The organism is Rhizobium sp. BG4 (assembly GCF_016864575.1).
GTDB lineage: Bacteria > Pseudomonadota > Alphaproteobacteria > Rhizobiales > Rhizobiaceae > Rhizobium.
In genome coordinates this window covers 3,537,878-3,554,681 of the sequence record NZ_CP044125.1, presented here as the reverse complement: position 1 = coordinate 3,554,681, position 16,804 = coordinate 3,537,878, and the positions used below count along the sequence as shown (strand labels likewise).

Genomic DNA, 16,804 nt, shown 5'->3' with positions numbered 1-16,804 from the left:
ATGTTCAACAGACGACAACTATTTGGCGCGGGCGCAGCTCTGATGGCGGCCGGTGCCTGGACCAAGACATCGGCGATGGGCCTGCCTGACGCGCCGACGATGGAGTCGGCCGATATGCAGCCGCCGCTTCATCCGACGTCCGGTCCCGACTACCAGCCGGTGGTCACTCTCAACGGCTGGACCCTGCCCCACCGGATGAATAACGGCGTCAAGGAATTCCACCTCGTCGCGGAGCCAGTGGAACGGGAAATGGCCGAAGGCATGACCGCCTACCTCTGGGGCTACAACGGCCAGTCCCGGGTCCGACGATTGAAGCCGTCGAAGGTGATCGCGTCCGCATTTTCGTCACCAACAAGCTCCCTGAACACACGACGATCCACTGGCATGGCATGATCCTGCCCTCGGGAATGGACGGCGTCGGCGGGCTGACGCAGCCACACATCCCGGTGGGCAAGACTTTCGTCTACGAGTTCGACCTCGTGAAGTCCGGCACCTTTATGTACCACCCGCATTCGGACGAGATGGTCCAGATGGCGATGGGCATGATGGGCTTCTTCGTGATCCATCCCAAGGACCCGAAGTTCATGCCGGTGGACCGGGATTTCGTGTTCCTTCTAAACGCCTACGACATCGATCCGGGTTCGTACGTTCCCAAGATCATGGAGATGACCGACTTCAACATGTGGTGCTGGAATAGCCGGGTGTTCCCGGACATCAGCCCCTTGGTCGTGTCGAAGAACGACCGCGTGCGCGTGCGCGTCGGCAACCTCACCATGACCAACCACCCTGTCCACATGCACGGGTATGATTTCGAAGTGACTTGCACCGACGGCGGCTGGGTACGCCCCGAAGCCCGCTGGCCGGAAGTCAGCATCGACATCCCGGTTGGCGCAATGCGGGCTTACGAATTCGACGCAAAGTACCTCGGCGACTGGGCGATCCACTGCCATAAGTCACACCACACGATGAACGCGATGGGGCACGACATTCCAACCTTCATCGGCGTCGACAAGTCAAAGGTCGCCGAGAAAATCCGAAAGGTCCAACCCGAGTACATGCCCATGGGCACCAAGGGTATGGCCGACATGGGCGAGATGGAGATGCCAATCCCTGAAAACACCGTTCCGATGATGACCGGTTGGGGTCCCCACGGCCCCATCGAGATGGGCGGAATGTTCTCCGTCGTGAAGGTTCGCGAGGGTATCTCTGCGGACGATTACTCCGATCCGGGTTGGTACGAGAACCCGCCCGGGACCCAGGCTTGGGAATGGACCGGCGAACTGCCGGACGCCACCAAAGCCACAGACGCCAAGACACAGATCACGCCAAAGCCGACGAACGGCTGAAGCATACTCCCCCCCAAGAAGAAGGAACCTGCAATGAAGCATTATGTAATCGCCCTCGCCCTCGCCGCTCTCGCGAGCCCAACGCTGGCCTCCGGCAACCATGCTGGCGGACATGGCGAGAAGCTTGCTGTCGGCGAACCCGGCGACAAGACCAAGGCCACGCAAACCATCCGCGTGACCATGAAAGAAACCGACGACGGCAAGATGATCTTCCAGCCTGCAATCATCAAGGTCCGCAAGGGTCAGACCATCAAGATCGCTCTGAAGAACGCGGGCGGCACTGACCACGAGTTCGTGCTCGATCAGGAAGACAAGATCATGGAGCATAAGGCTGTGATGGAGAAATTCCCGGAAATGGAACATGCCGACCCCAATTCCATCCGTCTGGCAGCAGGCGCGACGGGTGAAATCGTCTGGAAGTTCACGAACGACGGTGAATTCAAATTCGCCTGCCTCATCCCCGGTCACTACGAAGCTGGCATGCACGGCGACGTGTCCGTTGCAGCAAAGTAAGGAAAGGAAACTCGTTATGAAATTCGCAATCAATCTCGCGCTGGCAGCCACAATTGCCCTCGCAGGAACGTCGATGGCTCTGGCTCAGGAATTCACGAAAGGCGTCGTCAACAAGATTGACGCCAAGGCGCAGAAGGTCACCATCAAGCATGAAGACCTCAAGAACCTCGATATGCCAGCCATGACGATGGTCTTCCGTGTCAAGGATGCGGCAATGCTCGAAAAGCTAAAGGAAGGTCAGAACATCGAGTTCGTCGCTGAGCGCGTCGATGGAAAACTGACAGTCACTGAAATCAAGTGACCAATCATCCCTGGGCTCCGTAAAGGGCCCAGGGACCCCAGTTTGAGTTCTTATAGCCGATACGCATGTCACCCAACGTTGATCTCAGCGCCCTCATTTTACGGTTAGCCTCAGCTCTCCTGGTCTCGTCGGCTCTCTGGACCGGCAGCCTCGATTCCGCTGCCATCGTGGTCTTGTCGTATCTGTTCTGGAGCGTCTTGGGAGATGCATTGCTTAGGCCTAGAATAGGCTGGATCGCTCCGATTGGCCTTGCGATCCTGGATGCGGCGCTGGCGGGGTATGTACTCTACGAGCATCTGCTGGCTCCCTCACCCCAAGCCCGTCACGAGTTGACAGCATCCAGTCTGGTCGTTGTCTTTCTTCTCTTGAACCAAGTCGCGATGCGCCTAGACACCGCACTCGTTCTGGTATTCGGGGCCGCTGTCGCGCTAGCCTGGAGCGCGATGTTGGTGGTGCTGGCTTTTAGGCACACGGGCAGTCAGCACGGCCCGTTGGTCGACATCATTCCGTTGCAGGACCTCCTGCTTCTTCTTTGCTTTTGCCTGGCCATCGGTGCAGCCGCCCTTTCCGCGAGGCGTTTTAGGCACGTACGTGTACATGCCTACCGGCTTGAGGAGCGACGCGCGAACCTCTCACGCTTCTTCTCTCCGACGGTAATCGGCGACCTCCAAGATGCGACATCTGTCCTTGATCTTGAACGGCGCGAAGCAGCCATCATGTTCATCGACCTACGAGACTTCACGGCCTATGCCGAAAATGCACCGGCCAGCGAGATGGCTAGCGTGCTTGCGCAATACCGGCGCATCATCGCTGGCGCGGTCCTCAGCTTCAATGGGACCGTCGATAAGTTCATCGGCGATGGAGTCATGGTTGTTTTTGGTCAACCAAAGGCCTCGCCAGACGATCCCGAGCGAGCACTGTCTTGCGCTCTATTCGTTGCGCAGGAACTCGAAGTGTGGCGCAACGAGGCGTTCGCAAGAGGACAACCTTCCTTCCATGCAGGGATCGGCGTTCATTGCGGAGTGGTTGTCGGCGGCGTCTTGGAGAGCGGCTTCCATGATGAATTTACGGTCATCGGAGACGTGGTGAATGTGGCCCAGCGCTTGGAGGCGCTTGCCAAAATACTCGGTTCGCCGCTGGTCGTTTCTGAAAATCTGCTGAAACGAGCGCCAGCCCAAGCGGCAAAAATACAATGGGTCAGAAAGAGAGATGTCAGTCTGACGGGTCGAAGTGGCTCCCTCGACATTGCCTTCATCCGCCGGAATTCGTCTGCAACCGGTCAAGTCGATGGGGCCGAGCACAGCGCTTCAAGCAAATCTTCTTTCCAATCCCGTTTGGCATCGACCGGCCTCGGCAGGTAATCCGCCCCTCCAACGTATACCCGGCCGGGAGTGCACTTGACCTTGGCTCCATGCGCTCCTCCGTCGGTGAACACCGTAACGCCCGCCTTTGTCTTTTCCGAAAGCCCAATCGTGACTTCGTAGTCGTAATCGTCTTCACGAAGTGCCGTCACCTCGTTGATCGTCAAAGCGACCGAGATGTCTCCCGGAAAACTAGATGTGTGAAATGGAGAACGCTCTCCAGCGCTCGCTGCCGCTGGAGCGATGATAACTGCAAGCAGGGTAACTTTCGCCCACATTTGGCCCTCCTCGCCTGAGCAGACAGGTGATTATACGCTTCTTGAGCGATCCCGTCGACTCACGCCCCGTCAGCTCGGAAGCTGCTGCAAACGCCAGATTGGTCGCGGCTAACCTCATTTTGATGGCGTTCGATGTGTTCAAGCCCAGATGTCTACGCAGGCGAGTCATGTAACAGGCAACTACCCTCGGTCTGAAACGAATGCTTATACAGGCAACTGCCAAGTCACTCGCGTGATAACGATGCCCCATAGGGCGGCAACGGCCAGCGCGAACCTGCCGTGACGGACAACCCAGATCAGGATTGCCCGGTCCGATGTTAGGCCGTGCGCCCTTCTCAGTCCTCCTCCTCCTGCATTTCGATCCACTCCCCAGATGCCCTATCGAAAGCGCGAGAGATTGGCAAAGGCTTGTCCAACGCAGCGACTTCGAGTTCAGCTGTGTACGGCACCTCAATGCCCAAAGCCTTCGCGCGTTCGAAGACTTGCGGGCCACTCAGCCCAAGGCGTTTTACGACGCGTCGTAAACTAAGCGAGCCATAAGACCATCCATCAATCATCGTTCGCTCGTAGTCCGGATGGCCCTTCTCGAAGCGGCCTCGATCTTCTGTTCTATAAAGCTCGACGGCTTTCAAGACACAGCCAATAGCTTCTTCGTCAGTCATATATCCGGCACCGAAGCCATCATCGGTCGGCCACTCCTCCCCGTGCCACCAACCAGGAGCCCGGGTGCCACTTTCATTTCCGCCGATCTCAAGCCGCCACTCGGCTCCCCTTGCCCGGAAATACCAGAATTCCCCGTCGATTATTCCTTGAGCCTGAACAGGGCATGAGCCAGCTAGCTCGAACAAGGTAAATTCCGGCAAGCTTTCGAGTTTTGCCCGGGTGTCTGGATCGAGCTTAAGCCGCTGGAGATTGAGCGGGCCACCCTCTTCTCTGTCGAATTCGAAATGAAAGCCCCTTGCTCTTGCGACCTGAAAGAACTCCATCAGCTTGGTGTTCGCAGTTGTCGCCCAACGGTTACCGTCGATCACGATGCCTTCGTGTTCGGCGGCAAGCTCGATTTCACGACGCTGCTCTGCAGAGGCATCGGAAAACGTCACAAGGTGTGTCGGTGATCCGTTTGACCATTCGGTCCGCCAGTGGATCGTTCGCGTAGCTGCCATTCATTTCCCCCGCGCAGGTCGTGTCGGCTCGGCGACCAGCGCCGCCACTCGAATTTCCACCTTAAACGTGCTTACCTCAACGCAGACAGTATGGTTGGCCTCTTGGTGCGACGTCGATGTCGTTTGTTGTCCTAGCATCGGGCGACCGACCGCCATTTTGCTCGCCTAGCGCAAGCCGAGGCATGATAACGCGGCATCCCGTTGCCAGAGCACCATGTTCTCCGCCAAAATATGTGGCACTTCTGCTCTCTGCAGAAGGGTAAACACCTTTGGCGTTCTGATTCTGCGGATCACGCACAAATCCGTCAGTTCGAAGCTGAATGCATAGGATCGACGCAAATCTGCCAACCTCCTTATCGTCGCGACGCTCTGCCATTGGAAGTGCTTCGACAAAATTGCAGCTATCCTCCGAGTTTTCCCCATTGTCATTGCCAACTCCGAGGAGGTTAGAAAAACTTCGGCAAAGCGATTGGGACGTGGAGGAACATCAAGAAGAGCTGTCAGCTCTTCGAAATCGTCGACGTACAGGCCGCGCAGAACACCCTGATCGCAACCGGGACCTCGCTGCAAATGCACCTCCCCTTCGATTGCGGCGTGCAATACCACCGACCAAGGAAGAGAATGTGTTGGATCGAGAGCGAACTTGGCCGCAACCAAACTCATGCCGTTTGGCTTTCGCGCGACGGGCACATTGGCGTTGATCCATTCCAATACGTCGACCGGCTTTTGCCGAACCTCCTGATCAATTCCAATCGCCGACATATGTTGGTGCAGCGGGTCGAGGAGACCTGAGAGGTAGACTTCCACAAGATCGGGTATCGAGAGGCCGAGCTTAGTCGAAAGGAGCCGGGCCGAACGGATGTCTCGGACAACACGGATAGCGACCTCGGTGCCGTTCCTCACGTTGCCTGGTCTGTTCACTAGCTCAAGCATGCTGGTCCGCGCATTTCGCGCGGGGGCGGAAGATACTATGGCACCGGCAAAACCTGGAAATTTTTCCAGCCCCTGGAAAACGCCGAGAGCCATCTTCCGCGTTTGAACCTCCATCAGCGCCCGGATATCAGCCCTAACCGCTACGCTAAGCGAGGAATCCCCCTCCAGATATTTCAGCATTCGTGTGTCGTTGCGGGTCGCGCCATGTTCGTCAGCTAGTTCGAGCAACCCTGCTGGCCAAGCGAGCAATGCACGACCCGCTCGCTGAATGTTGTTGGAAGAGAGGTGTTTAACAGGGCCTCGGCGGCGCTCCTCGTGGCGCTGGCATTCCATAGCTAGCTTAACAACGAACTGGTAAAGCTCTGCGCGTGTCTTCGGCAGATAGGCCGTCGGCCATCGCGCCTTAAAGGAACCATCGGATATTAGTGGGTCCAAAATTTCCAGGACAAATTGCATTGCATCCGGATCATCGGGCTCGACCAAGGGCTGCGGAAAATCACGCAGGTCGGTCATTGGACCTCTGCATCTGTGGCAGAAGGATACTCCTCTGGTCGTCTGCCAAGCCAGATGTGCATGACACACCGGACAGCGATCTATCAGACGCTCCATCGTAGCGGGATCACAGGGCAGCCAGCGGACCGACCAGATTGCCCGTTGATACTCTGCCACCTTTAACGCTCGGGGGGAGACCCGGCGGAACTGTGAAAAGTCGGCTCGCTGTAGATGGTGGCCAAAAAACGAAACATACTGCCTAGAGCGGACCTGACGGTTTTCCAAAAGCTTGTACAAGTTCTCGGCATCACGGCGAATACCGAGGACATCAACGATGCGAGAGACATCCTCCTGATGGGCAACTGATGTAAATCCGGATAAGCTCCTGAACGAAACGGGACGCGCTAGACGAACCACCAACTCCGTACGCCAATAACCGTTCTCCTCTGTGGCGCGATACGCAGCGTCGCGAAGGCTTTCACCAGGTTGCAGCTCAAGCGCCACCGGAAAAAACATATCTAAGGTTTCCTCCCGCAGAACATCAAAGTCATCGCCATCTACAGGCGGGCGATCCAGCGCTCCGACGATGTCATCGACCTCGCGGTCGCCTGGGCGTGTGCTTAGAAGATCAGGCAACGCGGGTCTCCTTTTTGCGAGTCTTGCGGCTCTCGCGGAAGGGGTTGTGGGTCACGATCTTATTCTTGATCGAATACGCGTCGGTCGCGGCTTCCAAATGGTCGAGTCGGACCTCCTCCGCATCTTCATGTCGTGCAATGTATGCGGCGTGTTCGACGAGGCGCGATACACGACCACGAAGCCCGCCACTGGCGATAAAGAGACAGGCGATGGTATTGTCGATGACGAAATTACTCCGCTTGGGAAAGAGGCCATGCTCCTTCAATGCAAGGCCGAGATCGGCACAGTAACTTCCGAAGAGGTGCATATCTGCAGCGCAATCTTGCTTTAACGTCTTTATCGACACGTCGTGATTCATGCTGACGAGCTGGCCGTCGCTGAGAATCTTACTTTCGGCCTCTTCCGTACCTGCCACAACCACGGGACACCCCATTTTGGCAAACCCGCGAAGCGTATTGTGGGTCTTGGTCGCGTCAAGATCAGTTGCTTTGCGAATACGGAGGTTGCTCGCTTCGTCGAAGATCAACAACTCGGTCTTGTAGTAATTGATGTACTTGATGATCCTTTCCAATTTGTCGTCCGCATTGCCGTCACCGGGAAACGGGTCTTTGTAAGCTCGCAGTATTTGCTTGACGAAACTCAGGTAAGAAGAGTCGCCGTTCAAGGTTATTCCAACGATTTTACGCTGGGGTCTCTTGTTATCTGGCTTTTCTGGATCGACATCATCAGGAAAGTGGGCCTCCATGTACGCCTCCAGGATTGTCGTCTTTCCTGCGTGCGACTTTCCAAAAAGGCTGACCAGCGAGCCTTCGATCTTCGACCGCCCGCCAATCTCTAGTGCGCTTCTTCGCGCCTCTCGAACGTTGTCAAAGGCGGAATGGGCAGCCACCATCTCAGGATAGATGATGCGCATGAGGCGAAATTCGGTTGTTATGTTTGGCCGTCCATCCATCGCTCTTGTTCCTCAAATAGGTAGTCAGTGCCGAAGGGAGCGACGTCCACTTCGCTCTAATTGGTCCAGAAAAGCCTCACTCGCTTCGGCCGACATTGCATATGTGGCGGGCACGTCGGGTTGATCGCGGATCACTGGTTCGGACGGAGGAGCCGACTTTTCGGTCTTCTTCATGGATCGGTTAAGCCCAGTCTGTTTTGGCGTTTCCGTTGGCCCTTGTATGTGCTCCAGCCGAAGTTGGACCGGCACGTCAACCTGCGACACGCCGAGATTGGTCACAGGGATGACCACGTCGAACTGTTGAACGTCGGCCGAAATGACAACAGCTCTGCCGCCTTCGAGCAATCGCGCGGTCTTCTTAGCATCGCGATGCGTCTCCTTTTTGATGCGGGCTTGCAGCATTTCGAAAAACTCGCGCAGGTACTTCGCCCTGGTGGCGGGAGGATAGTATTCTTCGAATATCTTCTTGTTCGCCTGACGCGCGGATGTCGCGAATTCGAACGAGACGGCCTTGTTTGCGAACACCGGGTCAACGTTTTCGAAAAACAGTATGTCGTTCGATTTTGCGTCGATCACTCCAAGCGATGAGACATCGCTGGGATTCCATAACACCTCGACTTCTAAGGTGGATCGCTTGCCAGTTTTCAACGTCAACTCAGATGCGCGTGAATTCAAGATTTGGGTCGTGTATGCTGTATTCTGATATCGGTGGCCTTTGAACATCACGCCGCTCGGCGTGAGCTTGGCTTTGCCACGTCGTCTGAGTAGCAGGTCGAGAACGCGAATATCGGCTACCATTCCACGGCCGTGCAAAGGCAGATGTTTAGACCACCGATAGGCTGGTGGCTCATCGGTCCCACCGTGCACGAGCATGTGGTGTTCAGTGACGATCTTGTGGATCACCAGATCGTTGATTTCTTCAAGATCGAAACGTGCGTATTTCCGATAATCTGCAGATGTCACATCCTCATCGATTGAGAATCCGCCTGGCAATGTGGCCATCACCCGTTTGCACGTACCGATAGCTCTTTCTACGACTGCCTTCCACTCGGGGGAGGCTAGTGGTGCGTACTCAATGCCGATCCCAATCGACAGCAAACCCAACTGAACGCTTCTAGTGACATGAGAACGAAGGTTATCGACAACAATAGTCGTGGGACATCCATAGCCATCAGTCGCATCAGCCAGGTCCGGAAACCGCTTAATCCACCCGATCTTCGGTGTCATGACCATCTTCAAGCACGCCATGAACGTCGAAATGCTAGGTGGCGCAAAGGTCAAGATGATGCCAAGCGTCATCCTTGTGAACGCGTCAACGGCGTAAACGACCTCAACGCGCTTCGTATCAAGAATTTCAGCTTCTTCCCCATCGGCTGGCACTTCCTGATGAGTTTGGCCACTCTCCGTCGTCTGGCGTTTAACCGCTGACCAAATGTTCCCCAATGTTTGATCGATGATGACGATGTGTAGTGGGTATCGAGCATCCTGTGGCACGATTGTCCCTTGCAGCCGTCGCGCGGCTTCTCGTTCGCCTTGAAGCTTTGCAAGCCTCTCTTTAGTTGCGTGTTTCTTCAGCCAGTTGTTGAAGGTTTTTTCATCCGGCGGTTTCTGCCGCTTGCCTGTGGGAATCCCGACGCCTTCGTCGCGTTCCTTGTAGAATTCGGCGAAGAACCACTCGTATGCCTGGCCGGGTGTGGCGAACCCACCGTCGAACCGCTGCTCTATCGCCTCCGTCGCAAGTTCATAAACCCAGCTAGGCCAAATTCCTCTGTCACGTACACCACCACCTTGCCTGCGGAAGCAGTCGACAAGCGAAACGTGCGAAGTCCTTCCGAAGACAAGCTTTCTGATCGTTGACGCTGACGGTATGGTCTTCCCGAACCCTCGACTCGACGCATCGGCATGGTTGGCTGCGATAAATTCCGTGAGATGAGGGTCTCCCTTAGTGTAATAGCCCACTTCGGCTCGGTGATCGATGTACCGATTGGCATAGAATTGCTTGGTTCCCGCCCAAAGAACCGCTTCAAGCTCTTCGTCATGATCCTTAGCCTGACCCGCCGTAACTTGGCGTCCTTCAGGTTCGAATAGAGCAAGAAGATGCTTCACTTTCATCGTCGCAAGCTTCTGTCCGGCACTTGCGGTCTTGGTGATGTGTCCGCCCGCGTGACGGACCGCAAACTCTGTGAACTCGATGCGTATAGTCTCCCCGCCAGGATATCTCGAAAGAGAAATATCCTTCTTGTTAAGCGCATCCACGGAGAATTCGCCTGGCACCATAATGTCGCGCACAAAGAAGCGGTCGTCGAGGAGGATGTTAAGCATTGCCGGATTGCTCTCCCGCAAGCCGAAGCCACACTGGCGAACTGGGCGAAAGGCCCCTGCTCAAGTCTATTGAAACCGCATGCTTGTAATGGAGGGCTTTGACTAATCTATCGCCCCGGGGCTGCCCTCCAAGCTCTGCAGAAAGGGTACTGAATTGTAGCCACCGCGCCCCCCGAATGCGAGAACGCATCGCGACCTTTCCAAGGCCCCGACACGGTCATTTGCTGCGATTTCAAGAAATATGAGTGAATCGGTAAATTGCCGATCAATATGCGGAGTGTGATGGAGCGTAAAAAAAGGGCGGCCTGCGTGGCCATAGACCGCCTTTACTATGTCCATTTTCATCTTCGCAACATCATCGTTGACAGTTTGATCGCTATCCGACTTCAACTCGAAAACAAGTGTAACGGGATCGAAAGAGTGCGAAGGTTCCGCGAAAGGTGCTGCGACAATTTCATGAAGCGGTCTTCCCCTGACGAGTTCGTCCCTGAATGAGGGGTGGACCCGAACTTCGATGTCGGGGGTATAGCGCAACTGCCTCTTGATACCCCTCAGCCCGATAAAAAGGCTATGAGGCTGTGCGACAATGTCTACAACACGCGAGCAGACTGCTAACATGCGCAGCACGACCGACTCCACTGCTCTGGATTCCCATGGACTACCCATGTGACGGCTTTTGTTGAGCGGCAATAGACCCACGGCATGCGTACGGTGACCATTCGCGATCCACCGTACAGGACCGCCGCCCTCGGCCCTGCCAAAGGCATACCACTCAACCACATATGGCTCTCGGTAAGTTGGCACGGAACGAGGCTTTCCTTATCGTTATCTCAAGGAAATTCCTGAGGGTTGTGGCCAATGCTCAATGTTTACAAATGACATGAAAGCCATAACTCGGTACGATTCAATCAGAGGCAAATCAGGTTTGGAAAGATGCGAACGAACATGAATGACTCATATATGATTCTCGAAAAGGAGGAAGAAGAGAATCTTAACATCCACAAAAAGAATGACACTCTTGGCGATCCTGATATTTGCGCTTGGGCTGGAGAACTCAAACGGAACATCGCTTCGTCGGAAGCAGAGGCCTCTTCGCTTAGATCGAGAGCCGAGGTGCTGGAGGCACGAGCAGATACCCTCCGACAAATGGCGAAGGCGTCTGATGCCAAGACCAAGGCGCTCCGCGATCTACTGCAGCAGATGGAGACCACTACTAAGACGCTGGGCCCGGTAGCAGGCAAAAAGACGCGGCAACCAGGCGGAGGTTCAACCCTTACCGCGCTCGTGCGCGAGCGTGCGAAAGAGATACTTAAAGCCGCCGGACATCCGCTTGGGCGGACGGAGATATTAGCCCAACTGATCGATGACGGCATCTTGATCAAGGGTGCGAAGCCCGCGCAGCGCGTCGGCAAAATCTTATGGGAATCCGACGAATTCGAGTACCAAGGCAAGGGTTATTGGCTCGTGGGTGAGCCAATCGCGGCTGGCTATAAGCGTGAAAAACGATTTAGAGCGCCCAATCGCAAAAAAACTTCTGACAACTGAACAGTCGGATATTATTCCCAAAGGAAATCAAGATTTTCCTCCAGATTCTCCCTTAGACGGAAATTCGTGACGCTTTGCGTCAACACGAATAAAAGTGCCCTTTTTTCAATTGCTTCGGCGAAATGCGACTATGATTTTCCTTCCGAATTTCCTTGGTGCTCAAGCCGAGTTATATCCGGCGGAACTTCAATCGGGTCGTCGATATTGAATTCCTTTTTGACAAAAGAATTCCTTGGTGCTCGCTTGAGAGGTGTGGAAGGAAATTCAAAAGAATTCGATTTAGAATTCCTTACCTAGTGTCAAGGATGTCACCTACCAAAGAGAAGTGATGTCGCAGTGCGTGCGGATTTCATAGACATCTTGGGGCGTTTCCATATCTCTCCGGGGAGCACGATAACTAATTCTGCAGCGGCGGGGATGGCTTTCGTATCAACAGTCGCGCCATCACTAATCAGAGCGTGCCTGGGCGGCTAGTGCGCGGGAAGCCGCTCCGCAATGCTGACAGACGCGGGCCGCGCATCTGTCTTCGCTGGGTTGTGGATAGATGCCGCGTCGTTTCGCGCTCGACCTAAATATCTCACCACAGCCGCTGGAGGTCCGCGAAACAACAATCACCGGCGTCAAAATCTCTTTGCGGAGGAGAAGACGCGCCGAGCGGTATTCTCCGCCTAACGCATTTCCCCCTACTGGACCCCGAAAAGCGCCAAAAAACTAAACCATTGATTTTGCTTGCTTTGGAAAATTTAGTTGACTCTAGACCCCACATTTTTTCCGAAAAATACCGAAATTTTTTCCGCCAGAGTACGATATTTTTTCCCCAAACACTTACGCAGCCGCCGCAGCCGAGCGTGAGCTGATGACGAAGAGCTTCAACAAAACTGATGGTATCCATAAAATCAATTCGTTTGATTGATGGATAGCAAGATCTAATATGTGGAACAGGCGCAACACGCCTGACGAACAAAGGACGAGGACAATGACCACCATCACCTATCGGGATAGCAAGAGCTCATCCGGCCTGCATTTCGACGTAGGCAGCCTTCTTCAGAAGGTTTCGCACTCCTGGCAGCAGTGGCAGGCAGCGCGTGAAATCGAATCCATGCCGTTCGACATCCGCAAGGACGTGGGTTACCCGTCGGCAGAAGCCGCGGACGAACGCAAGGTTATGTAATGAATGCGACATACCTCCCAGCGTGAGGGCGGCGTCCTGCCACTGGCAGCGCCGCCCTCATCGTTTCCGGGGCGGCAAAATTTAATCTTGAATTTCAGAAGCATATATTTGAAAGCAGTTTCACCGCGCGACTTTTGACCCTCGCTTTGGGCAATTGACGGAAGCCCTTTCCGACAATGTCGCAAAATTGCTCTTACTAGCCGCATATTTCCATGCGAATGTCGCTTTTGGAACATCTAGGCGACGCATTTCAGGCAACCAATATGCATCGCCCTCCAGCATGGATTTTGCTCAATGAACAAGATGCTGACCAAGAAGCGCTCTCTCGTCTTCTTTATGGTTCCCCAGTTCACCATGCTGCCGTTCTCGGCGGCGATCGACACACTGCGCATCGCCAACCGTATGCTCGGCTATCAGGCTTACACCTGGCGCCTCACCTCGGTTGACGGCAACAAGGTCTATTCTTCCTGCGGCATCGGCGTTGAGGCGAATTCGTCGCTCGCCGAGGAGCGCCGCCATCTCGGCGGCGAGAACCGCCCGAGCATGGTGCTCGTCTGTTCCGGCATCGATGTCGAGGACTTCAACAACAAGTCCGTCAACGCCTGGCTGCGCGAAAGCTATAACCGCGGCGTCGCCGTCGGCAGTCTCTGTACGGGCGCGCATCTGCTTGCTCAGGCCGGGCTCTTGAACGGCAAGCGTTGCGCGATCCACTGGGAAAACCTGCCGGGCTTCTCCGAAGCCTTCCCGCAGGCCGAGGTCTATGCCGATCTCTATGAAGTGGACAGCAATCTCTATACCTGCGCCGGCGGCACCGCCTCGCTCGACATGATGCTGAACCTCGTCGGCCAGGATTTCGGCGAAAGCCTCGTCAACCGCATCTGCGAGCAGCACCTGACGGACCGCGTCCGCAGCCCGCACGACCGCCAGCGCCTGCCGTTGCGCGCCCGCCTCGGCGTCCAGAACGCAAAGGTTCTCTCCATCATCGAGCTAATGGAAGGCAATCTCGCCGAGCCGCTTTCGCTGCTGGAGATCGCCGATGGTGCCGGCCTGTCGCGCCGCCAGATCGAGCGCCTGTTCCGCCAGGAAATGGGCCGTTCGCCTGCCCGCTACTATCTCGAAATCCGCCTCGACCGCGCCCGCCATCTCCTGGTGCAGTCGTCGATGCCTGTCGTCGAAGTGGCCGTCGCCTGTGGCTTCGTCTCCGCCTCGCACTTCTCCAAGTGTTATCGCGAACTCTACAACCGGTCGCCCCAGCAGGAGCGTGCCGAACGCAAGATGACCATGGCAACGGCGCGCCAGGCGCTGGCAGCCTGAACATAGCGGGATTGAAAATTCGGAGCGGCGCCTATTGCGCCGCTTCTTCCGTCATGCGGGCATCCGAATAGACCGTGTTCCGGCCCTTGTGCTTGGCCATGTAGAGGAACTGGTCGGCAGCGTTCAGATAGTTTTCGAAGGTTTCGTAACCGGCAATTTCGGCGACACCGATCGAAACGGTCACCGACAGCTCCTCGTCGTCGGCCGAAACCTTGAGCCGCGACAGATCCGAGCGCACCTCGTCGCAAAGCTTCGTCGCCGCCTGCGAATCCATCATCGGGAAGAGAATGGCGAATTCCTCGCCGCCGAGGCGCGACAGAAGATTGTCGCTGCCCTCGAAGATCGTCGCCAGCCGCGCGGCGACCGCGATCAGCACCTTGTCGCCGATCTCGTGACCATAGGTGTCGTTCAGCCGCTTGAAATGGTCGATGTCGAGAATGGCGACCGAGCTCGCCGACTTCTGGCGCAGACATTCGTTCACGACCTTCGGGCCGTAATCGTAGAAATAGCGCCGGTTATAGAGACCTGTCAGATAATCGCAGGCGGCAGCAGCGCGCAGCTGCTTCATCTGCGTCAGCGTCTCGACATTGTTGGCGATACGGCACTGCAGCTCCTCGGCAACGAAGGGCCGGTAGACGAAATCGCTCGCCCCGGCCTTCAGGAAACTCGCCGAAAGCATCCTGTCGTTGGACGAGGACACACCGATCACCCGGATCTTGTCGGAACCGAAACGGTGACGGATGCGCCGCGTCAGCTCATAGCCACTCATGTCGGGCATGTGATGATCGGTGACCACCAGCTCGATGTCGCTATAGGCCTCCAGCGCCGCCAGCGCTTCGAGGCCGGAATTGGCCTCGACCACCATATATTGCTGCGCCGTCAGGAGATCGACCAGCACTTGACGCGCCGAAGCGACGTCATCGACGACAAGCACCCGCGTCTTGCGATTGGTGATCGCCCGGCGGACGGTCGAGACCAGATTGTCGAGCGCGAATTCATTGTCCTTGAGCACATAGTCGATGACATTGCGCTCCATGATCCTGTTGCGCGTCTCGAGGTCGAATGTCGCGGTAAAGACGATTGCCGGAATCTTGCGCTCGATCGCGCAGTCCAGCGCCTCGCCATAGGGCGCATCCGGCAGATTGAGATCGACGACGGCCATTGTGTAGCCGTGCGAATCCTGGGCCAGCGCCTCCTTCAGCGCCTTGAGCGAAGGACAGGCTTTGACGTTCAGGCCGAGCTCCGTCTGGAAGCGATGGCACAAAACGGCGGAAAACATGCGGGAATCTTCAACCAGCAGTATCTTATGGCCGCCGAAACGCGGCGCGGAACTGTCCCGATTGAAATCCGCCTGGAAAGCCATTCAGTCCCCTACTCCCCGTGCTGCAAGAGAGAGTCGAATCGACTCTTTCCACAACGGCTCGGACGATAGCGGACACACCCAATTGGGTGAAGAGCCAAGCGGGCTCTAAAATAACCTGAAATTGCAAAAATTCGACTTCTCTTAACAACGGAAGCAGGGCCCTCGTTCATCCGGGGGCCCTCCACAATCCGTCATGGAAGATTGTCGAACTATGCAACCGCTCGCTCTCGCTTCATCGTCTTGATCTGCAGCAAAGTGTCGAGGTTCTGATTGACGCGGCAATAGAACTCCTCGTCGATGAACGGGCGCAGCATGAAATCGTTCCCGCCGGCCTTCAGGAAGCGGGCAGAAAGCAGCCGGTTCGAAGACGAGGAAACGCCGATGATGCGCAGTTCATGCGAGCCGATATTGGCGCGGATCCGGCGTGTCAGCTCGAAGCCGTCGATATCGGGCATGTTGTAGTCGGTGACCATCAGGCCGATGTCGCGATTGGCCTTGAGGATTTCGAGCGCCTTGGCGCCGCTTTCGGCAACGCTGACGCGGAAATTATAGCGCTTCAGGCGGCTGGAGAGTAGCGCGCGGGCCGTCGCGCTGTCATCGACGATCAGTACGTGATGGCGCTTGTTGGTGAGGAAGCGGCAGATCGATTCCGACAGGAGATCGACGGCGAAGACATTGTCCTTGAGGATATAGTCGACGATGTCCTTGGCCATCAGCTCGTCACGCAGGGTCTCGTTGAACGTGCCGGTGAAGACGATGGTCGGAATGCTGAGATCGACCAGATATTCCAGTGCCTCACCCTTTTCGGCGCCCGGCAGGTTGATGTTGGAGATCGCCAACGTGATCGGATCGGACGACTTGTCGTAGGCGAGCTGCAGCTCCTCGAAGTCACGGCATACTTCGACCGTGATGTCGAACAACTCCTTCAGCCGCTTACTGACCATCGACGTGAAGACGTTGGAATCCTCGGCAAGAATAATACGCGCACCCGCAAACATTTCGCCGGAATATTGCATTCCCGAAATACCTAAAAACGACATAGCAAACCTTTGAATGAAAATGTGCCCCTCGATGGGACAGATATATCAATTCATTTGAATAATTATTAATCGAA

At 55.8% G+C, this 16,804-nt stretch carries 12 protein-coding genes and 1 pseudogene; 7 read left to right on the top strand and 6 right to left on the bottom strand.

Features of this window, described 5'->3' with window-relative positions:
• The 4 genes and pseudogenes from F2982_RS17800 to F2982_RS17785 all read left to right on the top strand — a co-directional run bounded on the left by F2982_RS17800 (position 1) and on the right by F2982_RS17785 (position 3,521).
• A pseudogene (locus tag F2982_RS17800) lies at positions 1-1,346 on the top strand (copper oxidase).
• A 33-nt stretch (positions 1,347-1,379) separates the two neighbouring features.
• Complete coding sequence (locus F2982_RS17795; RefSeq protein WP_203428613.1) at positions 1,380-1,859, top strand: plastocyanin/azurin family copper-binding protein; 480 nt, start codon at positions 1,380-1,382, stop codon at positions 1,857-1,859.
• Between the two features lie 16 nt (positions 1,860-1,875).
• Positions 1,876-2,160 carry a copper-binding protein gene (locus tag F2982_RS17790; RefSeq protein ID WP_203428612.1) on the top strand — a complete coding sequence of 95 codons (285 nt, stop codon included), beginning with the start codon at positions 1,876-1,878 and terminating at the stop codon, positions 2,158-2,160.
• A gap of 65 nt (positions 2,161-2,225) precedes the next feature.
• The gene (locus F2982_RS17785; RefSeq protein ID WP_203428611.1) at positions 2,226-3,521 is read left to right on the top strand and encodes an adenylate/guanylate cyclase domain-containing protein; all 1,296 of its coding nucleotides are present in this window, start codon (positions 2,226-2,228) and stop codon (positions 3,519-3,521) included.
• Positions 3,522-4,134: 613 nt separating this feature from the next.
• Here the strand turns inward: F2982_RS17785 and F2982_RS17780 are convergent.
• The 4 genes from F2982_RS17780 to F2982_RS17765 form a co-directional block, all read right to left on the bottom strand.
• Entirely contained in the window at positions 4,135-4,962 is an 828-nt protein-coding gene (locus F2982_RS17780; protein ID WP_203428610.1) for a hypothetical protein, read from the bottom strand.
• Positions 4,963-5,127: 165 nt separating this feature from the next.
• Complete coding sequence (locus F2982_RS17775) at positions 5,128-7,023, bottom strand: hypothetical protein (RefSeq protein WP_203428609.1); 1,896 nt, start codon at positions 7,021-7,023, stop codon at positions 5,128-5,130.
• Positions 7,016-7,936, bottom strand: coding sequence for a TniB family NTP-binding protein (locus F2982_RS17770; RefSeq protein WP_203428608.1), 921 nt, complete (start codon positions 7,934-7,936; stop codon positions 7,016-7,018). The genes F2982_RS17775 and F2982_RS17770 overlap by 8 nt, the downstream gene beginning before the upstream one ends.
• A 63-nt stretch (positions 7,937-7,999) precedes the next feature.
• Positions 8,000-10,297: a DDE-type integrase/transposase/recombinase gene (locus tag F2982_RS17765; RefSeq protein WP_203428607.1), complete on the bottom strand. Its 2,298-nt coding sequence runs from the start codon at positions 10,295-10,297 to the stop codon at positions 8,000-8,002.
• A gap of 960 nt (positions 10,298-11,257) precedes the next feature.
• Here F2982_RS17765 and F2982_RS17760 point away from each other — a divergent pair.
• From F2982_RS17760 to F2982_RS32185, 3 genes are all read left to right on the top strand, one after another.
• On the top strand, positions 11,258-11,842 hold the full coding sequence (locus F2982_RS17760) for a hypothetical protein (protein WP_203428606.1): 585 nt from the start codon (positions 11,258-11,260) through the stop codon (positions 11,840-11,842).
• A gap of 976 nt (positions 11,843-12,818) precedes the next feature.
• Positions 12,819-13,013: a hypothetical protein gene (locus tag F2982_RS17755; protein WP_130278083.1), complete on the top strand. Its 195-nt coding sequence runs from the start codon at positions 12,819-12,821 to the stop codon at positions 13,011-13,013.
• Between the two features lie 294 nt (positions 13,014-13,307).
• Positions 13,308-14,327: a GlxA family transcriptional regulator gene (locus tag F2982_RS32185; RefSeq protein ID WP_112715247.1), complete on the top strand. Its 1,020-nt coding sequence runs from the start codon at positions 13,308-13,310 to the stop codon at positions 14,325-14,327.
• 31 nt (positions 14,328-14,358) lie between these two features.
• On the opposite strand, the gene F2982_RS17745 is transcribed toward F2982_RS32185, so the two are convergent.
• Together F2982_RS17745 and F2982_RS17740 are read right to left on the bottom strand one after the other, a co-directional pair.
• Positions 14,359-15,690 (bottom strand): diguanylate cyclase, encoded by a 1,332-nt coding sequence (locus tag F2982_RS17745; protein ID WP_203428605.1) that lies wholly within the window; start codon positions 15,688-15,690, stop codon positions 14,359-14,361.
• Between the two features lie 209 nt (positions 15,691-15,899).
• Positions 15,900-16,730, bottom strand: a complete 831-nt coding sequence (locus F2982_RS17740) for a response regulator (RefSeq protein ID WP_112715251.1) — start codon at positions 16,728-16,730, stop codon at positions 15,900-15,902.
• Between the last annotated feature and the right edge of the window lie 74 nt (positions 16,731-16,804).

Coding starts and splice junctions, on each gene's coding strand:
- F2982_RS17740 (WP_112715251.1), bottom strand. CDS start 16,730: ATGTCGTTTTTAGGTATTTCGGGAATGCAATATTCCGGCGAAATGTTT.
- F2982_RS32185 (WP_112715247.1), top strand. CDS start 13,308: ATGAACAAGATGCTGACCAAGAAGCGCTCTCTCGTCTTCTTTATGGTT.
- F2982_RS17765 (WP_203428607.1), bottom strand. CDS start 10,297: ATGCTTAACATCCTCCTCGACGACCGCTTCTTTGTGCGCGACATTATG.
- F2982_RS17745 (WP_203428605.1), bottom strand. CDS start 15,690: ATGGCTTTCCAGGCGGATTTCAATCGGGACAGTTCCGCGCCGCGTTTC.
- F2982_RS17780 (WP_203428610.1), bottom strand. CDS start 4,962: ATGGCAGCTACGCGAACGATCCACTGGCGGACCGAATGGTCAAACGGA.
- F2982_RS17785 (WP_203428611.1), top strand. CDS start 2,226: ATGTCACCCAACGTTGATCTCAGCGCCCTCATTTTACGGTTAGCCTCA.
- F2982_RS17770 (WP_203428608.1), bottom strand. CDS start 7,936: ATGCGCATCATCTATCCTGAGATGGTGGCTGCCCATTCCGCCTTTGAC.
- F2982_RS17790 (WP_203428612.1), top strand. CDS start 1,876: ATGAAATTCGCAATCAATCTCGCGCTGGCAGCCACAATTGCCCTCGCA.
- F2982_RS17760 (WP_203428606.1), top strand. CDS start 11,258: ATGATTCTCGAAAAGGAGGAAGAAGAGAATCTTAACATCCACAAAAAG.
- F2982_RS17755 (WP_130278083.1), top strand. CDS start 12,819: ATGACCACCATCACCTATCGGGATAGCAAGAGCTCATCCGGCCTGCAT.
- F2982_RS17795 (WP_203428613.1), top strand. CDS start 1,380: ATGAAGCATTATGTAATCGCCCTCGCCCTCGCCGCTCTCGCGAGCCCA.